Annotated in this window: 15 protein-coding genes; 4 read left to right on the forward strand and 11 right to left on the reverse strand. The window is 74.1% G+C overall.

All coding sequences use genetic code 11. The features are described 5' to 3' along the window. The first annotated feature begins 3 nt into the window (after positions 1-3). Together O7621_RS24715 and O7621_RS24720 are read left to right on the forward strand one after the other, a co-directional pair. Positions 4-1,302, forward strand: a complete 1,299-nt coding sequence (locus tag O7621_RS24715) for a DUF58 domain-containing protein (RefSeq protein WP_282231454.1) — start codon at positions 4-6, stop codon at positions 1,300-1,302. Further along, on the forward strand, positions 1,299-3,806 hold the full coding sequence (locus O7621_RS24720; protein ID WP_282231455.1) for a DUF3488 and transglutaminase-like domain-containing protein: 2,508 nt from the start codon (positions 1,299-1,301) through the stop codon (positions 3,804-3,806). Before O7621_RS24715 ends, O7621_RS24720 begins: the two co-directional genes overlap by 4 nt. A gap of 219 nt (positions 3,807-4,025) precedes the next feature. On the opposite strand, the gene O7621_RS24725 is transcribed toward O7621_RS24720, so the two are convergent. The 3 genes from O7621_RS24725 to O7621_RS24735 form a co-directional block, all read right to left on the reverse strand. Further along, positions 4,026-4,412, reverse strand: coding sequence for a DUF3040 domain-containing protein (locus O7621_RS24725; RefSeq protein WP_123602618.1), 387 nt, complete (start codon positions 4,410-4,412; stop codon positions 4,026-4,028). Between the two features lie 282 nt (positions 4,413-4,694). Beyond that, a complete protein-coding gene (locus tag O7621_RS24730; protein ID WP_348775261.1) occupies positions 4,695-5,885 on the reverse strand; it encodes a nucleotide pyrophosphatase/phosphodiesterase family protein in 1,191 nt (396 codons plus the stop codon). Then, positions 5,882-6,628 carry a methyltransferase domain-containing protein gene (locus O7621_RS24735; RefSeq protein WP_282231456.1) on the reverse strand — a complete coding sequence of 249 codons (747 nt, stop codon included), beginning with the start codon at positions 6,626-6,628 and terminating at the stop codon, positions 5,882-5,884. The genes O7621_RS24730 and O7621_RS24735 overlap by 4 nt, the downstream gene beginning before the upstream one ends. 145 nt (positions 6,629-6,773) lie before the next feature. Here O7621_RS24735 and O7621_RS24740 point away from each other — a divergent pair, with 145 nt between their 5' ends. Together O7621_RS24740 and O7621_RS24745 are read left to right on the forward strand one after the other, a co-directional pair. Then, complete coding sequence (locus O7621_RS24740; RefSeq protein WP_282231457.1) at positions 6,774-7,106, forward strand: PadR family transcriptional regulator; 333 nt, start codon at positions 6,774-6,776, stop codon at positions 7,104-7,106. After that, positions 7,103-8,080, forward strand: a complete 978-nt coding sequence (locus O7621_RS24745) for a hypothetical protein (protein ID WP_282231458.1) — start codon at positions 7,103-7,105, stop codon at positions 8,078-8,080. The genes O7621_RS24740 and O7621_RS24745 overlap by 4 nt, the downstream gene beginning before the upstream one ends. A gap of 21 nt (positions 8,081-8,101) precedes the next feature. On the opposite strand, the gene O7621_RS24750 is transcribed toward O7621_RS24745, so the two are convergent. The 8 genes from O7621_RS24750 to O7621_RS24785 form a co-directional block, all read right to left on the reverse strand. Next, positions 8,102-11,458, reverse strand: coding sequence for an error-prone DNA polymerase (locus O7621_RS24750; RefSeq protein WP_282231459.1), 3,357 nt, complete (start codon positions 11,456-11,458; stop codon positions 8,102-8,104). Beyond that, positions 11,451-13,037, reverse strand: a complete 1,587-nt coding sequence (locus O7621_RS24755; RefSeq protein WP_282234722.1) for a DNA polymerase Y family protein — start codon at positions 13,035-13,037, stop codon at positions 11,451-11,453. Before O7621_RS24755 ends, O7621_RS24750 begins: the two co-directional genes overlap by 8 nt. A gap of 52 nt (positions 13,038-13,089) precedes the next feature. Next, positions 13,090-13,887 carry a hypothetical protein gene (locus O7621_RS24760; protein ID WP_348775262.1) on the reverse strand — a complete coding sequence of 266 codons (798 nt, stop codon included), beginning with the start codon at positions 13,885-13,887 and terminating at the stop codon, positions 13,090-13,092. A 123-nt stretch (positions 13,888-14,010) separates the two neighbouring features. Next, complete coding sequence (locus O7621_RS24765; protein ID WP_282231460.1) at positions 14,011-14,520, reverse strand: SAV_6107 family HEPN domain-containing protein; 510 nt, start codon at positions 14,518-14,520, stop codon at positions 14,011-14,013. 516 nt (positions 14,521-15,036) lie between these two features. Further along, positions 15,037-15,657 (reverse strand): C39 family peptidase, encoded by a 621-nt coding sequence (locus O7621_RS24770; protein WP_282231461.1) that lies wholly within the window; start codon positions 15,655-15,657, stop codon positions 15,037-15,039. 389 nt (positions 15,658-16,046) lie between these two features. Next, on the reverse strand, positions 16,047-16,892 hold the full coding sequence (locus tag O7621_RS24775) for a hypothetical protein (protein WP_282231462.1): 846 nt from the start codon (positions 16,890-16,892) through the stop codon (positions 16,047-16,049). A 174-nt stretch (positions 16,893-17,066) separates the two neighbouring features. Next, positions 17,067-20,528, reverse strand: coding sequence for a hypothetical protein (locus tag O7621_RS24780; RefSeq protein WP_282231463.1), 3,462 nt, complete (start codon positions 20,526-20,528; stop codon positions 17,067-17,069). Positions 20,529-20,540: 12 nt separating this feature from the next. Beyond that, positions 20,541-20,966, reverse strand: coding sequence for a hypothetical protein (locus tag O7621_RS24785; protein WP_282231464.1), 426 nt, complete (start codon positions 20,964-20,966; stop codon positions 20,541-20,543). Positions 20,967-21,101: the final 135 nt, after the last annotated feature.

Genomic DNA, 21,101 nt, shown 5'->3' on the forward strand with positions numbered 1-21,101 from the left:
CCGATGCGGGCGGCGCTGCGCGGCCTCACCACCCGCGGCCGGTCGTTCCTGGCCGCCGGCGCGGCGGCGGTCGTCTCGGCGCTGATCCTCGGCGAGAAGGACCTGCTGCGGGTCGCCATCCTGCTGGCCGTCCTGCCACTGCTGGCCGCCCTGTACGTGGGCCGTAGCCGGTACAAGCTGGCCTGCACCCGCTCGCTGGAGCCGCACCGGGTCCCAGTCGGCTCCACCGCCCGGGTGGTGCTGCGGCTGCAGAACCTGTCCCGGCTGCCCACCGGCACCCTGCTGCTGGAGGACCGGCTGCCGTATGCCCTGGGCAGCCGGCCCCGGGTGGTGCTGGAGCGGCTCGGTGCCCAGCAGGCCAGTTCGGTGGCGTACACGGTGCGGGCCGAGGTCCGCGGCCGCTACGAGGTCGGCCCGCTGGTGGTCCGGCTAACCGACCCGTTCGGCCTGTGCGAGCTGACCCGGGCCTTCCCCAGTGTCGACCGGCTCACGGTCATCCCACAGGTCACCGCACTGCCGTCGGTCCGACTCGCTGGCGAGTACGCCGGTTCCGGGGACAGTCGGGCCCGGTCGGTGGCGGTGCACGGCGACGACGACTCCGCCACCCGCGAGTACCGCCGCGGTGACGACCTGCGCCGGGTGCACTGGAAGTCGACCGCGCGCACCGGTGAACTCATGGTGCGCCGGGAAGAACAGCCGTGGGAGACCCGGGCGACCGTGGTGCTCGACACCCGGGCGTACGCGCACCGTGGCGAGGGCCCGACGGCGAGCTTCGAGTGGGCGGTGGCGGCGGCGGCGAGCATCGCCGTGCACTTCCGGTCGAACGGCTACCGGCTGCGGCTGGTCACCGACACCGGCATCGACGCCGACGCCACCGAGGCCGACGGGGACGGACTGCTGCTCGACCGGCTGGCCGACGTCACCGCCAGCCAGCGCAGCGACATCGCCACTCTGGTCGATCAGGTACGCCGCCGCTCGGACAGTTCACTGGTGGTGGCGTTGTTCGGGGCGCTCACCCCGACCGAGGCGGAGCTGCTGGCCGGGCTGCGGGGCAACCGGTCGACCTGCGTCGGCCTGCTGATCGACAGCTCGACCTGGATGAATCTGAGCCCGGACGAGCGGGCCGAGGCCGACCGGGCGCACGGTGCCGCCGCGCTGTCGCTGCTGCAGAGCGGCTGGCGGGTGATCGGAGTGAACCACGGCGACCAGTTGCCGTCGCTGTGGCCGCAGCTCGCCCGGGGTTCCCAGGGCTTCGCCTGGCGGGCCGCGCTGGCCGAGACGATAGCCGGAGGAGTGAATTGACCACCCGCAGACACCTCGGTCTGGTCGCGGCGGCAGCCACCCTGATGGCGGCCGCGCCGATGGCAACCATCTTCCAGGACTGGACCTGGCTGGTGCAGTGCGCGATCACCGTGACCATGATCGGTGGCGCCGGGCTGCTGGTCCGCTCGTTGCGGGCTCCCGGATGGCTGCACCCGGTGGCCATGATCGGCGCGCTGCTCCTCGCCCTGACCTGGCTGTTCCCCAGCGGCGACGAGTTGCTCGCGGTGCTGCCGTCGCCGGCGACGATCGGTCACTTCGGTGCGCTGCTGGCCCAGTCGGCGCAGGACGTGCACGCGTACGGCGTGCCGGTGCCCGACGGCGACGCGCTGCTGTTCATCACCGCGTTGGGGATCGGTTCGGTCGCGGTCGTCGTCGACGTGCTCACGGTGACCCTGCGCCGGCCGGCGCTGGCCGGTCTGCCGATGCTGGCGATCTACTCGGTACCGGTGGCGATCTACGTCGACAGCGTCCCGGCGGTGCCGTTCGTGGTCGGCGCGGTCGGCTACCTGTGGCTGCTGATGGCCGACAATGTCGACCGGGTCCGCCGGTTCGGCCGCCGGTTCACCGGCGACGGCCGGGACGTCGACGTCTGGGAGCCGTCGCCGCTGGCCGCCGCCGGACGGCGACTCGCCGTGCTCGGTGTGGTCGTCGCGGTGCTGATCCCGCTGACCATCCCCGGCATGACCTCGGGCCTGCTGACCAACCTCAGCGGCGGCGGGACCGGCGGCAACGGGCTGGGCAACGGGCCCGGCCAGGTGAACCTGTTCGCGGCGTTGAGCGGCCAGCTCAACCAGAGCGAGGTCACCGAGATGGTCCGGGTGACGACCAACGACCCGGCCCCCGCGTACCTGCGGATCGGTATCGCCGATGAGCTGCGCGAGGACGGTTTCGCCAGTCGCCCGCCACGCGGGCGGCCGGACTCGGCCCGGTCGCTGCCCGACCCGCGTACCGACCCGGACATCCGCAACACCGGGGTCAGCCACCAGGCGTACGAGGCGACCGTCGAGGTCACTGGAAACTTCAACATGGCGCTGCTGCCGACCTACGCGGTGCCGGTGCAGATGCGCGACGTGGATGGCAGCTGGGCCTACGACCGCACCGCGCAGATCGTCTTCTCCGGCCAGTCGCGGGCCCGCAACATGACCTACGGATTCGAGTACGTCCGCACCAGCTACACCCCGGGGGCACTGCGCCGGTCCCAACCGTTGCCGGCCGACAACGACCTGCGGCAGGCGTTCACCGCGGTGCCGCAGGTGCCGCAGGTGACCGAGCTGGTCGGGGAGCTGACCGCCGGCGCGCGCAGCGACTACGACCGCGTGCTGGCCATCTACGAACACTTCTCCCGGGACAACGGCTTCACCTACAGCCTGGCCACCGAGGGGGGCACGGCCGGCCAGGACATCGTCAACTTCCTCGACAACAAGGTCGGTTTCTGCCAGCAGTACGCCGCCGCGATGGCGTGGCTGGTGCGTGCGGCGGACGTGCCGGCCCGGGTGGCGTTCGGTTTCACCAACGGATCCCGGCGGCTGGAGAACACGTACACGCTGACCAACCTGAACCTGCACGCGTGGACCGAGGTCTACTTCGAAGGGCTCGGCTGGGTGCCGTTCGACCCGACCCCGGCGGCGAGCATCCCCGGCTCGGTGCGCTCCGAGTGGGCGCCGGACGTGGACGCCCCGCCGGACGCCGGCCCGAGCGCCGGACCGAGCGCGGCCCCGTCCGCCGCGCCGTCGACGACGGCGCTGCCGGAGACCGGACCCGGCCAGCTCGACCCGGGTGCGCTGGGTGCCGGATCCGCCGCCGATTCCACCGCCGGTCCCCGTTGGCCGTGGTGGACCCTCGCCGGTGTGGTCGCGGTGCTCGTGTTGGCGGCCCTGCCGGCGGCCCGACGCGCGACGGTACGCCGTCGGCGGCTGGCCCGTGTCCTGGCTCCGGTGACCCCGGCGGGCACCGACCCGACGGGCGCTCGGGACACCGACTCCCCCGCCGTGAGCAGGGCCGCCGCCGGTGCTGCCCCGCTGATGACGGTCACCGGCGCCGACGCCGGGGCCGCCCGGCAGCACGCGCACGCCGTCTGGAGCGAACTGGTCGACACCCTGGTCGACCTGCGGATGCCGGTCGACCGGTCGGAGACGCCACGGGCGACGGCGGTGCGGCTGGCTGCTCTTGAGTCGGTCCACGGTGCGGCGGCCGACGCGGTCCAGCTGCTCAGCCGGGCGGAGGAGCGGGCCCGGTACGCCCGTCAGCCGGTGCCGGGCGAGCCGCTGGTCGAGGCGTTGGGGCGGGTACGGGCGGCGTTGGCGGCCGGGGTGGGTCGGCGTACCCGGCTGGCGGCCCGGCTCCTGCCGCTGTCGGTACTGCTGCGCTGGCGGGACGCGGTTGTCGAGGCGTACAGCCGGGTGTTCTCGGTCGTCGGCCGGTGGCGCGACGCGGCGGCGCGGTTGAGTCCGCGCCGGCTGTTGGCCAACCGGGCGGGTCGCTGACCCGTCCCGGGGTTTCGCGAAACCGCCACCTGAGGTCCGCGCGACGGGCATAATCGCCCACGTGCCGAGACGCTCGATCGCAGCGCGGTCAATCAAGAAGCGCGGTCAGTCGACGAGATCCGCGGCCGACCGCCGCTGCCCCGCGTGGCGGGCCGGTAGGTGGGCACGACAAGACCGCCCCGGTCACGCCCGACCGGGCGACTGGTCCCGCCCGCTAGGTCAGCGGTGGCCCTCCGGCCGCTGGCGCCAGCGCTCGTCCAGCCGGTCGATCAACGATGACCGTCGCCCGCTGCGGGTCTTCCGACGTGTGGTCCCGCCGACCACCCGCAGATCGGGCGAGTTCGACTTGCGCTGGGACTGCATGGCGAACGCCGCTGCCCCGAGCATGACCACGAAGCCGGCCACACCGAGCAGCGGCACTTTGCTCACTGTGCCGTAAACGACCAGGGCAAGGCCAATGATGATCACACCGGCAGCGACGAGCAGGCGACGCCGCGCGTGGAAACGCGGGTCGCTGGCGCGCACGGCCGAGGCGAATTTGGGGTCCTCGGCAAGCGACCGCTCGATCTGCTCGAACAGCCGCTGCTCGTGCTCCGAGAGCGGCACGGCACTCCTCCCCGGTCACGTTGGTCAGCCCGGTCGGACCGACAGACCGTGGCAGCCAACCGGCTGCTTACCCGCAAGTCTACGAGGGGGGTCGCGGGTCGGAAAGCCGGACGACGGACCGCCTAGGTTGATTTTCCGTCCGGCGGACGTCATCACCTGGTAACAGAGTAGCCGCCCAACCGGACAGTGCACCGCTGCCCGGCCCTCGTCGCACCAGGAACTCGATCTTTCTCGCCTGCCACACCGCGAGTTTCACTCCCATAGCACACCCAACCGGGCAAATCACTCGGGACCCGCACCGGTGGCGATCAGCAGTGGAACAGCCATCTCGACCTCGGTCACTCCACCGTGGAAGCCGACCAGCGCGGAGCCGACCGGATCGGTCCGGGTGGCCACCACGACAGACCGGTCCCGACAGATCACCACGACGTCACCGATCCGGCCCAAATGATCCGGTGGCACCGGGCCGAACCAGCCTTCGGCGATCAGCTCGTCCCGCTCGGCCACCCGGGCCGCCGGGCCGAGGACGGCCCGCCACCCGGCGATGACGTCGCCCACCGCGCCCGGCACCGGGTGCAGGTAGCGGGCGCGGGGCTCCCCGGCGACCACCCGCACGCCGGCCCGCAGCCGGGGGTCGGTGTCCAGGTCTAACCGGTGTCGCGGGTCGGCCGGCACGTTCAGCTGGCCGTGGTCGGCGGTCACCAGCAGCGCCGCGTCCCGGGGCAGATTGGCCAGCACCCGGTCCAGCAGCCGGTCCAGGTCGGCGGCGGCGGCCCGCCAGGCCGGGGAACCGACCCCGGACAGGTGGCCGTGCCGGTCCAGGTCGGGATGGTAGCCGGAGACCAGCACCGGAGCGTCGCCAGCGGTGACCGCGTCGAGCAGCCCGGCGGCGAGGGCGTCGGCGTCGGCCGCGCCCCGGTACGCACCACCCCGGTTGGCGGCGACCGTCAGCCCGCTGCCGGCGAACTCGGGCCGGCTGACCACGGTGACCGTCACCCCGGCGGCCGCCGCCCGCTCCAGCTGGGTCGGCACCGGCTGCCACCGCTCCGGGTCCGGGTCGTCACGCCAGTCGACGTGGTTGAGCACCCGGTCGGTGCCGGGCACCAGGCTGCGGAAGCCGAGCACCCCGTGCGCCCCGGGCGCTGCGCCGGTGCCGAAGCTGACCAGGCTGGTCGGCGTGGTGGACGGAAAGCCGGTGGTGAGCCGCCGGGCGTACCGGCCGGCGGCGAGCGCGGCCAGCGTCGGGGCGTGTTCGCCAGCGGCCGGCAACTGGTGCCAGCCGAGCCCGTCGACCAGCAGCACCACGACACGCCGCACCCCGGTGAGCGGCCCGGTGAGGCCGAGTACGTCACTGGCGCCGGGCACCCCGAGCACCGCCAGCACGCTGGGCAGCACGTCGGCGAGGCTGGCCGCGCCGTACTCCGGACGCACCGGGCGCAGCAGCTCCGCGGCCGGCGGTTCCGGCGCTGTCACAGCGGACGCCGGGCGAACAGGTGCAGCTGGGTGGCGAGGTCCCGGTACGGCGGCTGGGCGGCGACGGCGAGCTCCAGGGCGAGCAGGGCCTGCGGGTCGCCCTCGGCGACGGCCGCCGGCAGCAGGTCGGACAGCACCCGTACCCCGTGGATCTGCTCGACCCGCAGCCCGGCGGCGGCGAGCAGATCGACGGCGAGATCGGCGTCGTAGCGGCGGCGTAGCGTGTCCCGCGCGCCAGCGGCGCCGTGCGGGTCGGCGAGCAGCGCGGCGGCGAGGTCGAGATGTCCGTTGACCGCGCGGGCCAGCACCGCCGCGGCGCGGCCGGCGACCAGTACGCTGGCCGCCCCGCCGGGCCGCAGCACCGTGGCCAGCGACTCCACCACCCGGGCCGGCTCGTCGACCACCTCCAGCACCGCGTGGCAGAGCACCAGGTCGGCGCTGGCCGGCGCGATCAGCTCGCCGAGCGCGTCGCCGTCGCCCTGGGCGGCGGTGATCCGGTCGGCGACCCCGGCGTCGGCGGCCCGGCGGGTGAGCGCGGCCAGCGCGTCGGGGCTGGCGTCGACCACGGTCACCTGGTGTCCGGCCTCGGCCAACGGCACCGCGAAGCCACCGGTGCCGCCGCCGACGTCGACCACGGTGAGCCTGCGGTCGGGCTGCCGGTCCAGCTCGTGACGCAGGACGGACCAGACCACGGCGGTTCGCGGGCCGGCCGCCTGGCCGGCCGGGATGTGTGTCAGTTCCACCCGTGCGAGCCTATCGGCCCGGTCCGGTCCCACTCGGCCCGGTGCGACCCGGGCTGGTCCGGGGCGGCCGGATCCGGGCGGCGCTCGTCGTAGAGCGGTATTACACGATTGACGGTACATCGCACTGCGAAGTAGTCTGTGAAGCGTGGATACCACCCAGCTTCTCAAAGGGGTGCTCGACCTGGCCGTCCTCGCGGTGCTGCGGCACGAGGACGGGTACGGCTACGACATCCTGCGGCGGCTACGCACCGCCGGGCTGACCGAGGTCGGCGACGCCTCGGTGTACGGCACGCTGCGCCGACTGTTCCAGGCCGGTCTGCTCACCACCTACGTGGTCCCGTCCGAGGAGGGCCCGCACCGCAAGTACTACTCGCTCAACGGCGCCGGGCGTGACCAGCTGACCCGCTCCGGCAAGACCTGGCGCAGCTTCGCCACGACGATGGACAACCTACTTGACGATCGGGGGGTGGCGGCGTGAGTGCCGCGACGCAGGCTGAGATCACGCACTACGTCGAGCAGGTCCGGTCCGCGCTGGCCGACCTGCCCGGCCCGGTCCGCGCCGAACTGCTGGAGGATCTGCCCGAGCACCTCGCCGAGGTGCTCGCCGAAGGCGACGGCACGCTGGTCGACCGGCTCGGCGACCCGACGGAGTACGCCGCCGAACTGCGTACCAGCGCCGCACTGGACGCCCCGGCGGAGCCAGTCGGTCTCGGCCGGCGGGCCGGTGTCGCCTGGCGGGCCACCCGCGACCGGCTGGGCCAGATCGACCGCCGGGTCGGGCCGGTCCTCGGCTACGCCACCGCCAGCGAGTTCCTGCGGTCGCTGCGTCCCGGCTGGTGGGTGCTGCGCGGCTACCTCGCCGCGATGCTCCTCACCCACCTGCTCTTCGGAGGGATCTCCTCGCCGCTGCCCACCCCCGGTGGCAGCGTCCCGGCCGGGCTGCTACTTCTCACCGTGGCCGTGACCGGCTCGGTTTGGCTCGGCCGCCGGGGACTACGACCGACCCGACGGCCACGGCTGGTGGTGACTGTCGCCACCGCCCTGGCGCTCGGTGGGTTCGCCTCGTACTTCCTGTTCGGCCTCGGATCAAGGTCAGAAGGTCCGCTCGTCGTTCTGGAGTCGAACGGTGGTGCGGCCTACCTCGCTCCCCCGTTGCCGGCTCCGCTGGACGTGTATGTCTACGACAGTCAGGGACAGTTGGTGGAAGGTGCCCGGCTGTTCGACGAGAACGGCGAGCCGATCGTTCTCGGCTCCCCGAACTGGTGTGAGTTGTCAGACCTGGAACAGCTGCGGGTCGGGCAGAGCCTCTCGCGTATGGGCGGCCGAGTCACCTTGCGCGACCCGAATGTGGAGTACACCTACCCGCTCTGTCCCGAGCGGAACCCGTTCGAACTGCCCGCGCTGACTCCGAGCCCCGACACCACCCCGGCACCCGGCCCGTCGCCGAGCTGATCTGCGGCATCGGCTGTGTGTTCAGCGGAAGTCTCGGGAAGCCGGGCTGACCGGGGTGGTGACCGCGTCCAGCCGGTCGGCGACCAGGTTGATCACCCCTTCGGCCTTCTCCAGCCGGCCCCGCACCAGCAGGGCGGCGCTGGACCGGGCCACCGTCCGGTAGCGCTGCCACAGCCCGGGTGAGCAGGTCACGTTGAGCATCCCGGTCTCGTCCTCCAGATTCACGAAGGTCACCCCACCGGCGGTCGCCGGGCGCTGCCGGTGGGTGACGATACCGCCGACCCGGACCCGGGTGCCGGCGTCGACCCGACCCAGGGCGGCGATCGGCACCGCCCCGGCGGCGACCAGCCGGTCCCGGACGAACCGCACCGGGTGGGTGTCCGGTGACAGCCCGGTGGCCCACACGTCGGCCATCAGCGCGTCGACCTCGTCCAGGCCGGGCAGGGTCGGCGCGGCGACCCCGACGGCGACACCCGGCAGCCGGTCGGCGCGTTCCTGCGCGGCGGCCCCGGCCGCCCACAGCGCCTGCCGACGGGTCAGCCCGAAACAGGCGAACGCGTCGGCGGTGGCCAGCGCCTCCAGCTGGGCGGCGGTCAGCCCGACCCGGCGGGCCAGGTCCGGCATGTCCCGGTACGGCCCGTGCGCGACCCGTTCGGCCTCGATCCGCTCGGCCAGGTCGTCACCGATGCCCCGGACCGCCGACAGGCCGAGGCGCACCTGCGGGCCGCCGACCCCCCACCGGTGCGGCGGTTCCCCCGGCGCGCCACCCCACCGGGTACGGGCGTCGACGACCAGGGTGGCCGCCGCGCCGCTGGCGTTGACGTCCGGCCGGTGCACCCGCACCCCGTGCCGGCGGGCGTCGTCGACCAGGGTCTGCGGCGAGTAGAACCCCATCGGCTGGGCGTTGAGCAACGCGGCCAGGAACGGCGCCGGGTGGTAACGCTTGAGCCAGGCGCTGGCGTACACCAGGTAGGCGAAGCTCATCGCGTGGCTCTCCGGGAAGCCGAAGCTGGCGAACGCGGACAGCTTCAGGTAGATGTCGTCGGCCAGTTCACCGGTGATGCCCCGGCCGGCCATCCCGGCGTACAGCCGGTCGCGGATCGCGGCCATCCGAGACGCCGACCGTTTCGACCCCATCGCCCGGCGCAGCTGGTCGGCACCGGCCGCGTCGAAGCCGGCCAGGTCGATCGCCAGCTGCATCAGCTGCTCCTGGAACAGCGGCACCCCGAGGGTCTTCTCCAGCGCGTTGCGCATCAGCGGATGCGGGTAGGTCACCGGGTCCTGGCCGTTGCGCCGCCGGATGTACGGGTGCACCGAGCCACCCTGGATCGGGCCGGGCCGGATCAACGCCACCTCGACGACCAGGTCGTAGAAGCAGGTCGGTTTCAGCCGGGGCAGGGTGGCCATCTGGGCTCGGCTCTCCACCTGGAACACCCCGACCGAGTCTGCCCGGCACAGCATCGCGTACACCTCGGGGTCGTCCAACGACATGGCGCCGAGGTCCAGTTCGGAGCCGATCAGGTCGTGCGCGTCGTGCAGCGCGGTCAGCATGCCCAGCCCGAGCAGGTCGAACTTGACCAGGCCGACGCTGGCGCAGTCGTCCTTGTCCCACTGCAGCACGGTGCGCCCCGGCATCCGGGCCCACTCCACCGGACACACCTCGATCACCGGCCGGTCGCAGATCACCATCCCGCCGGAGTGCACACCCAGGTGCCGGGGGAAGGTCTGCAGTTCGTCGGCGTACGCCACCACCTGCGCCGGGATGTCCTCGCCGGCCGCCGCGACCGCGCCATAGTGGTCGATCTGCTTGCTCCAGGCGTCCTGCTGGCCGGGCGAGAACCCGAACGCGCGGGCCACGTCGCGCACCGCCGACCGGGGCCGGTACGAGATCACGTTGGCCACCTGGGCGGTGTGTTCCCGGCCGTAGCGGCGGTAGACGTACTGGATGACCTCCTCGCGGCGGCCGGATTCGATGTCGACGTCGATGTCCGGCGGGCCGTCGCGTTCCGGGGCGAGGAACCGCTCGAACAGCAGCTGGTGGCGGACCGCGTCGACGTTGGTGATCCGCAGCGCGTAGCAGACCGCCGAGTTGGCCGCCGACCCCCGCCCCTGGCAGTAGATGTCGGCTTCGCGGCAGAACGCCACGATGTCGTGCACGACCAGGAAGTAGCCGGGGAAGTCCAGCTGTTCGATCATGTCGAGTTCGTGGTCGAGCTGCCGGTACGCATCCGGGTGGGCCTCGCGGGGGCCGTACCGCTCCAGCGCGCCCCGCCAGGTCAGCTCCCGCAGCCAGCTCATCTCGGTGTGTCCGGCCGGCACCGGGTGGTCCGGCAGCCGGGGGGCGACCAGCTGCAGGTCGAACGCCAGTTCGGCGCCGTACGCGGCGGCCCGGGCCACCGCACCCGGGTAGTCGGCGAACCGGGCCGCCATCTCGGCACCGGAGCGCAGGTGGGCGGCGCCGGCAGCGGGCAGCCAGCCGTCGATGTCGTCCAGGCCGCGCCGGGCCCGGATCGCGGCCAGCACGGCGGCCATCCGGTGCCGGGCCGGCGCGGCGTAGTGCACGTTGCCGCTGGCCACCGTCGGCAGCCGCCGGGTGCGGGCCAGCTCGGCGAGGGCGTCGTTGCGGTCACCGTCGTCCGGATGCCCGTGGTCGGTCAGCTCGACCGCGACGCTGTCCGCGCCGAACAGCGCCACCAGCCGGTCCAGCTCCGCGTCGGCGGCGGCTGCTCCGCCGGTACGCAGCGCCGCCGGCACCGCCCCCTTGCGGCAGCCGGTGAGCACCAGTACGTGGTCGCGCAGTTCGGCGGCGACCTGCTCCAGGCTGCCGTAGTCGGGTCGGCCCTTCTCACCGCCGCGCAGCTGCGCCCGGGAGATGACGCGGGCCAGCCGGGCGTACCCGGCCGGGCCACGGGCCAGCGCCAGCAGGTGCCGCCCGGCCGGATCCGGCTCCCCGGTGCGCGGTGCCGCCCGCCGGTCTGCGGCGTCCACGGCGCTGAGGGTCAGTTCGGCACCGAACACGGTCGGCAGCCCGTACGCGGCGGCCGCCTCGGCGAAGCGCACCACCCCGTAGCAGCCGTCGTGGTCGGTGACGGCCAGCGCGGTCAGCCCCAGCCGGACCGCCTCCTCGACCAGCTCCTCCGGGTGGCTGGCCCCGTCGAGGAAACTGAAGTTGCTGTGGCAGTGCAGTTCGGCGTACGGCGTGACCGGCCCGCCCCCGGCGGTGACCAACCCGCCCCCGGCGGTGGCCAGCGACGCGGTCGACGGTGCGGCCAGTGCCGGCGGCGGTGTGTACGGTGCCCGCTTGCGGGTCCAGCCCGGCGCGTCGCCGCCGTCGCCGTCGGCCGCGAGTGGGTCGACCACGATCGGGTCGTCAGTCATAGACGGCCTCCACCACCCAGCGCCCGTCGGTGCGGGCGATCAGCAGGGCGCTGCCGTCGGCGAGCGCGACCTGGAACCGGGCCCGGCGGCGCGCCTCGGCCGGTGCCCACCAGCGTTCGTCGAGCGGCCACGGGCCGGCCCAGCCGGTGACGTCGACCGGGGTGCCCGTACCGACGGCGAGCCGGGCCGGTGGGGCGCTGACCACCAGCCGGGCGCTGACGGTGACCGGTTCGCCTGCCGCGTCGTACACCTCGGCCGGCAGCGGGGCGGGCAGCACGACCGCCGGTGCCGGTGGTGGCAGCCGGCCGGGCCACGGCGGCGCTTCGGGCCGGGCCGGCGCCCGTTCGTCGCCCCACGGCACCAGTCGGACCTGGTCGACCGGGGACCGGCCGCCACCGAGCACGGCGGTGACCACCGCGTCCGGCCCGAGCAGCCCCTGAACCCGGGTCAACGCCCGGCGGGCCCGGGCGTCCTCCGCGCCGATCTCCCCCCACAGGCCGGGCTGCAGGGCGACCCGGGCGAGCACCCCGTCCGGGACGAGCCGCAGCCGGACGATCCCGGCGGTGGGCGCCGGCGGTGCCGCAGCGGTGACGGCACCCGGCCGGCGGGCGGCGGCGCCGGTGAGCCAGCCGTCGAGCTGCCAGCGCAGCCGGTCGGTGATCGCCGCGGCGGTGAGCATGCCGTCGTGCCGCCAGACGCGGTGCAGTTCCTGGCCGTGTGCGGTGACCGCTTCGATGCCGACCCGGGTGCAGGCCAGTCCGTTCCCGCTGAGCTGGTCGTGCAGTTGCTCGGCCAGGGCGCGGGCGGCGAACGCGGCCGCGTCGACCCGGTCGAGCGGTTCGTCGTAGTCGGCGGTGACGGACAGTTCGGGGGGCGGTTGTCGGGGGGTGAACGGCTGTTCGTCGCGCCCGCCGGCCAGCCGGTGGGCCAGCGCCGCGTCGGGGCCGAACCGGGCGAGGACGTCGCGGGCCGGCAGCGCGGCGAAATCCCCGAGGGTACGCAGACCGAGCCGGCGCAGCAGGCCGGCCAGGTCGGGCCGGCCGAGCACCCGCAGCGGCAGCCCGGCCAGGAACGTGCGGCTGTCGCCGGGCGGGACGATCCGGCCGGTACGGGCGGCCAGCCCGGCTGCGAAGAACCCGTCGGCGACACCCACCTGGCTTTCGACCTCGCAGACCTGCGCGACGTGTTCGACGATCTGCTCGGCGGCGGCCTCCTCGCCGCCGAAGTAGCGGGCCGGGCCCCGGGCGGCGACGGCGCACGCCCCGGGGCGGTGCACCTCGACCCCGGCGACGACCTGTTCGATCGCGGCGACGACCGGCTCGAACGCGCGGGCGTCGCGGGCCGGGTCGTGGTCGAGCACGGTGAGCCCGGGGCAGCGGCTCTGTGCCTCCCGTCGGCGCAACCCGGGATGTACGCCGTCGGCGCGGGCAGCCGCGGTGCAGGCGACCACCCGGTTGGCGTGCAGGACGGCCACCGGCCCGGTGGCCGGCACGCCGTCGATGATCTCGGCGGCGGTCACCGGCCAGTCGGGGCACCAGACGACCAGCGCCCGGGTGGGCGAGCCGGCCGGGGTGGCCATGTTCATCCGCGCCGCACCAAAGTCGGCCGCACCAGAGTCGGCTCAGGGCGGCTCATCCCCGCCGCACCAGGGTCAGCTCGGCGCGGCGGGCCCGGCGGGTGATGCCGCCGGTCGGCGCGGCGGCTGCCGGGGGCGGGCCACCGGGCAACCAGATCCGGATCTCCCGGGGCCGGGTCAGCGCTCCCCGGCCCCGGGCGGAGACGACCATTTCCCGACGGCGGAGCCGGCCCCGGCCCGGCCCGAGCCCTTCCCAGCGGCCGTTCACCACCTGCAGGGTGACGTCGGGGGCGTCCCACCGGCCGCAGGGCACCAGCACGCAGCCCCGCTGCCGGGCCCGGGCGGCGAGCCGGCCGGTCACCTGCGCTGTCACGGCGGCGGGGGCGGCGACGACCACCACGTCCACCCCGTCGATCAGCGCGGCGACCACCGCCGGCCAGTCCGGTCCGGGGTTGGGCACCAGGGCCAGCCGGTCCAAGGCGATGCCCAGCTCGGCGGCGGCGGTCACGCCCAGCGCCGGCACTCCGACGACGGCGCACCACAGGCCGGCCCGGGACGCCTCGGCGAGCAGGGCCAGCAGCAGCGAGGTGGCACCGAGCCGGGCCGACCGGTGGGGCAGCACGTTGACAGTGGAGCCGCGGCGCAGCCCTCGCCCGGGTAGCAGGCCGGTGAGCATGGTCGGGACGGGAAGCACCTGGTCGATGCCGGCCGAACCGGGCAGGCCGGTCCGGTCCGGCGTACCGGCCGTCACCGCTGAGCCGGCACCGCCGGCGAGCGCGCTGGCCGGGCGGACCAGGTTGGCGGCGGCGACCGCGGACAGTGCCGCCGTGCCGGCCACCATTCGCCCCGCCATCCTGCTTCTCTCCCCCGGGTTTCGCTCACTGGTGTTGGTCTCGGTGTTGGTGCGCGCGTGGTCGCCGCCGGCACCACGAGTGCCGGCGGCGACAGAGGTCACGCCGGTGTGGGGGTTGGTTGGTCAGGCAGCGGCCAGGCCGTCGAGAGCCGGGTCGAGAGCTGGTTGGTGGGCCAGCCCGAGGGTGTCCTCGACCAGGGAGACGAACTGCCCGGCGGAGCGCAGCAGGTCGTCGGCTTCCCGGGCGGTGACCACCCGGGGGATGCCGGCTTCGGCGGCGGCCCGTTTGCTGGCACCGGCGGCGAAGAAGGTGGCCCACTCGGCCATCTCGGGAGCGACCATCATCAGCAGGGCCCAGACGCTGGTGACCCGGTTGCGGCGGGTCGGGGCGGGCCGGGCGCGGGCGGCGAGCATCGCGGCGGCGGCGCGCAGAGCGGACAGGTGGGCCGCCGCGTACCGCAGCCCGTCGGGGCGGGTGTTGCCCGCTTCGGTCAGCCCGTGCCGGGCGAGGACGAGCAACTGGGCCGGGGTGCGGTTGGGCAGCAGGTGCGCCGGCACCGTGGGTGCCTGGGCCGGGACTGCAGTCGTGGCCTGGGCCGGTGCCGAATGAGCCGGTGCCGAAGTGGTCGGCATGGATCCTCCTCCGCGCGTTTCACCTGTTCGGGTGCCCGCCCACGGAGGAAGACGTCGGCGGGACGTCGTCGGTGCGGATGCGGATGCTTCCCCACACCGCATCCGCACCGACGATGCTGGCGGGGTCCGCTGCCCGCCGCCCGGGGGTCGGGGGCGGCGGGCAGCGGTCCTGCCTGGTGGCGCTGGACCCGCGAAAGTCCAGTGCCGGGGCGTGCGGCTCGCGGCGCCGCACTGCCGGGACTCGCGCCGCGAATCGCTCCTCCCGGCGGCCAGGACGGGTGTCGACTCCGGTGGTGCCGTTGCTGACCGGCGGACCCAACCAGCAGAGCTACCTGTTATCGAACACCCGTTCTAACCTCTGCTTCACAGTACACCCTGCCACCGACGAAAATGCAACGTCAGGCACACCAAACGCCGCTGGCCGGGTCCCGGCGTACGGGACCCGGCCAGCGGACCGGTCAAGCAACCTCATCGGTTCGACCTGGGCAGAGCTCAGGGACGTGGCTCAGGGACGGCTCAGGCGGAGTAGCCGCGCTTGGCGGTCCAGTCCGCCAGCACCTCAAGATCCATCCAGTACTCCTGGCCCTCGTAGTACGGGTCGGCGATCTTCACCGTGTCACCACCATCGCGGTAACCCGTCACCGTCAGGTAATGCCCACCCTCATACGAATGCGCCACCCCGTCGACGTCCGACGCCGTACCCATGATGTTCGCCACCACGGCCCGGTCGTCGTCCACGGCCTCACGCACATCAGCCTTCAGCTTCTCCACATGCTCCGGCTTCGCCGCAGCCGCACCGATCGACACCGTCTCGTACTCGTCGCCACCGGTCACCTCGTTCAGCACCCGGGTCGTCTCCTCCGCCGAATCCGTACCGGCCTCGGTCGTCCCCAGCTTGCCCGCCACCTCATCCTGCGACGGAGCATGACCCTGCGCCGTCAACGCGATCCGCGTCGCCGCCGGCCCGCAGTAGTAGAAATTCGGCTGCGCCTCGTACTGCACCGCCACCTCACGCGCACCGCCGTCAGCGGCACCCGGACCAGCCGCCTGCGCCGCCACCGCAGGAGCAGCCACCACACCACCAGCGGTCAACACACCAGCAACCGACAGAGCAGACTTACGGAAAATCGTGTTCATAACAGAATCTCCGTTCCGAGGGGAATGAACCGGACACCAGACCACACCGGGTCGATGACCGGTCACGAACGGGACAGAACAAGAACACGCACAAGAAAGTCGAACTCAAACGACGCGCTCCGACCCGCGCACACCCGCCGGTCCAGGCGGGGGGCGGTCTCACCGGCGCACCAGATACAACCACCCGGGGCTGCCCGGCATTCCGCACCGGGCGGACCGGGCGACCCCGCACCACGGGCGCTCGCCTACTCGGTCCAACGCCAGGATCCAACGCCGCCCCGCCGGCCGATGTTCCCCCGCGCCCGGTGCCTCAGCCACCCGCCCGCTGCGCCGCGTTGAAGCGCCCAGACGGACCTCAACCACACAAATGGGATGCCGCCCGACCCTGGTCAGTCGCCCGGCTTCTTCCACAGCACGTACTCCAGTTGCAGCGGGCCTTCCTCGCCGTCGACCGACGTGCGCTGGGTGAGCGTGCCGTACCGCCCGTCGCTGGTCCGGATGCAGTAGACCGGAAACAGCCGCCGCCACCGGTTGCCACTGAACATGCCCTGGACGACCTCCTCGTCGTTCCAGGCCGAGTCGGGCAGTGACGAGCAGCCGCCGAGGGTAGGCGTGCCTTCGTCCCAGTCTGCGGCCTGTGCGCCGTTACGCAGCGCGGCCTGGCCGCCGGTCAGCGAGCTCCAGGTGCCGGCGAACCGGGGCTCCACCAGGTCCATCGCGGCGGCGAACTCCGGATCCTGCTCCGGGTCGCCGAACCGCCCGGTGTCCAGGTCGTAGTGCAGGTCGTCGCCGGTGAAGACGAGCCGGTCACCGGCGTACACCGGTTCGCTGTCCAACGCGTCGGTGATCACGAGCGTGGAGTCGACGGTGGGGTCGGCGGTGATCGTGATCCGGTTCTGTTCGATCTCGGTGACGAACCGCCCGTCCATGTCGATCCGCAACTTACGGGTGGTGTCGATTCGGAAGACACTCACCCGCTGCGTACCGTCGATCGTCTGGTTGATCAACAGGTAGGTGGCGTCCCGGTCGGTCGCCTGCTCACGGGCCGCCTCCTCGGTGGCGTAGATGCCGACCTCGGCGACGATCCGGTACGGCGCCGGCAGCGCCGCCACCGACTCCTTGGCGATCTCGACGACGATCGGCATGATCGCCTCCTCGAAGGCGGCCATCCGTTCGTCGTCGCCGCAGCCGGCGACGGCGGTCACCGTGACGACGGCCGCGACGAGCCCGGCCACCGCCCGGACCCATCGGCCCGACACGGGCGGCCGGCCCGACCCGCTACCTCCGTACGGCCGCGATCGTCCCGTTCGCTGCACGCGCACCTACCGCCTCTCCGACCACACCGGCACCGACCTGCCGGTTTGCTGATCATGGTGAGGTGGTCGTGCAAGGTCAACGCCCGGTCGGGCTCAGCCGGACGACATCGCGATGTCGAGGGCCGCCGACCGGACATCGGGCACCGGATGGCGGCGCAGCCGGTGCAGCGACGACCGCCACGGCGGCGACCAGCCGTACCGGTCACCGGCCCGGACCAGCGCCATCGCGAACAACCCGGTCGCCAGGTCGCCTCGGTCGGCCAGCGTCCCGACGGCGGCCGTCAGCACCGCCGGATCCCAACTGCCGTCGGCGCGGCGGACCTGCTCGGTCAGCGTCTCGGCGAGCCGGCCGGCCAGCACCGGCCGGTCGGCGACCAGGTCGGCGAGCGCGGTCAGCTCGGCCACGATCGGGAGCGCGGTGGGTGCGGCCAGCGGCACCAGGTGGGCGAGCAGCCGGGCCGCCTGCGGGGTCAGATCGGCAAACCCGGCGAGGGTACGCGCGGCAGCCCGCACCGCCGCCCGGTCGGTGTCCGGGTCGGCGTCGCGGCACCAGCGCACCGCCGCGTCGACGGCCCGGTCGAGGCGGCGCCGGGCCGGCCGGTCCCGCGCCGGGTCACCCGGCCGGTCGTCGGACCGGTCCAGCCGGGCCAGCGCGTCCACCGCGACCACCAGCGGCGACCGGTCGACGGCCGGCGGCGGCGACCCGTCAGCCGCCGGCGGCGATCCATCGGCTGCCGCTGCCGCCGCCGGTTCGTCGAGCAGCCGGGTCACCACCCGCATCGCCGACGCCCACCGGTACGGGTCGTCCAGGTCGGTCAGGGCGGCGACGGTCAACCCGGTCAGCTCGGGTGCCCAGCGGGCCCAGGCCGGCAACGCCATCCAGGCCAGCCGGGCCGCTTCCGGGTCCGGGTTGCCGGTGGCGGCCACGACCAGGGCGGCGTACCGGGGGCGGTCCGGCTCGGCGATGGTCGACGGCGGCGCGTCCAGCAGCGCCGTCACCTCGGCCCGCGACGGTGTCGGTGAGTTAGCGGCGTCGGCCACCGAATCCGGCCGGCCGACGCCGGCCGCCCCGGCCAGGATCGCCCAGCTGGCCGGGACGTCGGGCCGCTGCCGGGCGGCGGCGACCGCGGCGGCCCGCACGTCGGGGTGCTGGTCCTCCCGCTGGTACGCTGCGGTGACCACGTCGAACGCCTCCGGTGGGCCGTACCGGGCGAGCAGCCGCAGCGACTGCTTGCGGCTGGTCACCTTGCCGGTGCCGAGGGCCACGCCGGTCAGCGTGGCGACCAGCGGCGACGGTGCGACGAGCCGGGCGGTACGGCCGGCCGCGTAGACGGCGACCCGGGCCCGGTCGTCGTCGACGTGCCGCAGCAGCACCGGCAGCGCCTCGTCCGGGCGGTCGGTCCAGGCCAGCGCGGCCAGCGCCGCCTCGGCGAGGGTGACGTCCGCCGCGTCGAGATACCGGGCGACGACCGCCCAGCCGGCGCCGGGCACCGGAGCGGCGCAGCTGATCGCCCGTACCCGATGGTGTCTGGCCATGCTCTGATCGGCGGCGATCGAGGCCATCAGGTCGACGTACGCCTGCTGGTGGCGGGGCAACCACCGGTCGACCCGGTGCGCCGGGCCGGGCACCCAGTGGGCACCGGCAGAGAAGAACTTGCCGGCCCGCCGGTCCGCTGGGGTGGTGAACACCTCGTCGAGCAGGTCGGTGCGGCGGGCGCAGATCGTCTGCCACACCTCGTGGATCTCCACCGTGGACGGGTCGACGGCGAGCACCTCGCCGACCCGGTCGGCCCGGGTCGCCGGGTCGGCCAGCCACAACGCCACCGCCCGGCGGAACACCGACGACACCACGCCGGGGTGGATCGCCCGGCGCAGCAGCCGCTGCAGGTGCGGCAGCAGCCAGGCCCGCCGGCCCAGCGACCAGGCGACGGCGAACAGCGGCTCGTACCGGTCCCGGGCCGCCGCGCCCTCGATCCACGGCGCGATCCGGGTGAACAGGTCGTGCTCCTGGCCTCGGCGCAGCACCTGGTCGAGCCGGCCGAGGAACGGCAGCTGCCGGCCGTCGTACAGCGTGTCGAAGGTCTGCATCGCCCAGCCGGCCAGCGCCGGGTCGGCCGCGTGCCGGCGCAGCACCTGCCCGGCCAGCCCGCCGATCGCGGTCAGACTGGCCGACGAGGTGTCCCGGGCGGCCACCGCCTGGGTGACGACGTCGGTCAGCGCCGGCACCGTCGCCGGGGTGAGCAGGCCGACGACCTGCGACAGCGCGGTGAACGCGCGGGCCCGTACCGGGTCCTGGTCGTTGCGCAGCCGGCGCAGCTGCTCGACGGCGGCGACGACGGCCGCCGGGTCACCGCTGCGCCCGGCGGCGGCCAGCAGCAGCGTGTAGCCGGTGCCCCGGGCGGTGGCGTCGGCGCGCCGGGCCGCCGCGACCAGCGCCGACTCGGCCTCGGCCCAGGGCAGGAACGCGGTGTACGTCAGCGTCAGGTCCTCGCTGCCCCGGACCCGGTCGAGGCCGAGCATCCGACGGGCCTCCCGGTGCCGCCAGCGGCGGGGCAGCACGGCCAGCAGCTGCTCCGACAGCAGCAGCTCGGTGGTGTCCACATCGGCCGTCACCGCGTCGTACAGCTCGCCCCGGCGGGCCGGGGCCAGGGCGGCGAGCAGCCGGGCGAAAGTGTGGTCGGTGCCGCGCAGCCGTACCCCGAGCGGCGTCAGGTCGGCCAGGTCGGCGTCGCGCAGCCGGTCCAGCAACCCGGACGGCAACTGCTGGCGGCGCAGCCAGCCGGCCCGCGCCGGGGCGGTGAGCAGCCGCAGGGTCCGCGCCGGATCGGCACCGGCCAGCACGCCGTACGCGGTCAGCTCGCCGGGCAGGCGGGTCGTCGGGGCGTACCGCTCCAGCAGGTCGAACACCCGCGTCGGATGCCGCTGCGCGGTGTGCAGCACCGCGCGGCCCCACTCGGACCACCAGTCCTCGCGGGCGACGCCGGACCGGCCGGCGAGCTGCGTGTCGGCGAAATCGAGCAGCACGGTGGGATGCCGGCGAGCCAGCGCGGTGCCGCCGGCGACGGCGTACGACAGCGGCGGCAGCAGCCGGGCGACGGTCTCCGGGCCGCAGGCGGGCAGCAGGACCGCGGCCTCGGTGTCACCGAACCGGGCGCGGACCGGGTCGATCAGCGCGTCGGCCAGGTCAGCGCGGCGGGCCGCGCGCAGCGTCCGGTACGCGGTGCGCCGCAGGTCGGCCGGGGCGTCGTGCAGCAGCGCCGCCGCCTCGTCGGGGTCCGCCCAGCCGGAGCGCAGGTACGCGGTGACCGCGACCGCCCGAAGCCGGCGGTCCGGGTCGACGAAGCCGGCGCGCACCGTCGCCTGGTCGCCGACGATCACCGCCATGGTGAGCCCGAGGAACCGCTGGTGGGAGTCGCCGGCCGCCAGGTCGGTCAGTACGGCGGTCAGGTCCCCGGCGGCGGCCAGTCTGCGGGCGTGCCCGGCCAGGGCGGACATCCGGGCCCGGTGGGTCAGCGGGTCTCCGGCGGCGAGCAATTCGGCGGTGGGGTGCGGCACCGCATGATCGTCTCAGCCGCCGGCAACCGGGTATCCGCTCCGGCAGACGAGCCGACGCGACACCGACCAACGGTCGAGCAGGTAGCCGCTGAGAGCCGTCGCGACGGCCATCAGGAGGCCGGACATCGCCACCGTCACCGCCCAGCGGCCTGCGCTGCGGTCGGCCGGTAGTGGGCCGTACCAGCCGTTCGGGTCCACCCACATGGTCAACTGGTCACCGTCGCGGCGTACCCCGATGTCGTGCCGGTACTGCCAGCCGACGTCCGCTCCGGTGTCCAACCGCGACAACCGGTACCGCTCGGTTTCACTGCCGCGCCAGGTGTCGGTCACGACGACCGGTGTCCGCTCACCCGTGAGGTGCAGATAGACCGGGCCGAGCCCGACGAAGACCGCCCAGCCGAGCAGCACGACAGCGACGAGCGCGACCCGTGACGGCACCGAAGCCCGAGGGCGGATGGCCCGGACGATGAGCAGTCCCAGTCCGAGACTGCCGCCGACGAGAGCGGCACCGAGATAGATTCCCCCCAGTACTGGCCATTGTGGTACAGCGAGCCGCTGTAGACGCAGAGGAGC

Source organism: Solwaraspora sp. WMMD937 (genome assembly GCF_029581175.1).
In the GTDB taxonomy this organism is placed as follows: domain Bacteria; phylum Actinomycetota; class Actinomycetes; order Mycobacteriales; family Micromonosporaceae; genus Micromonospora_E.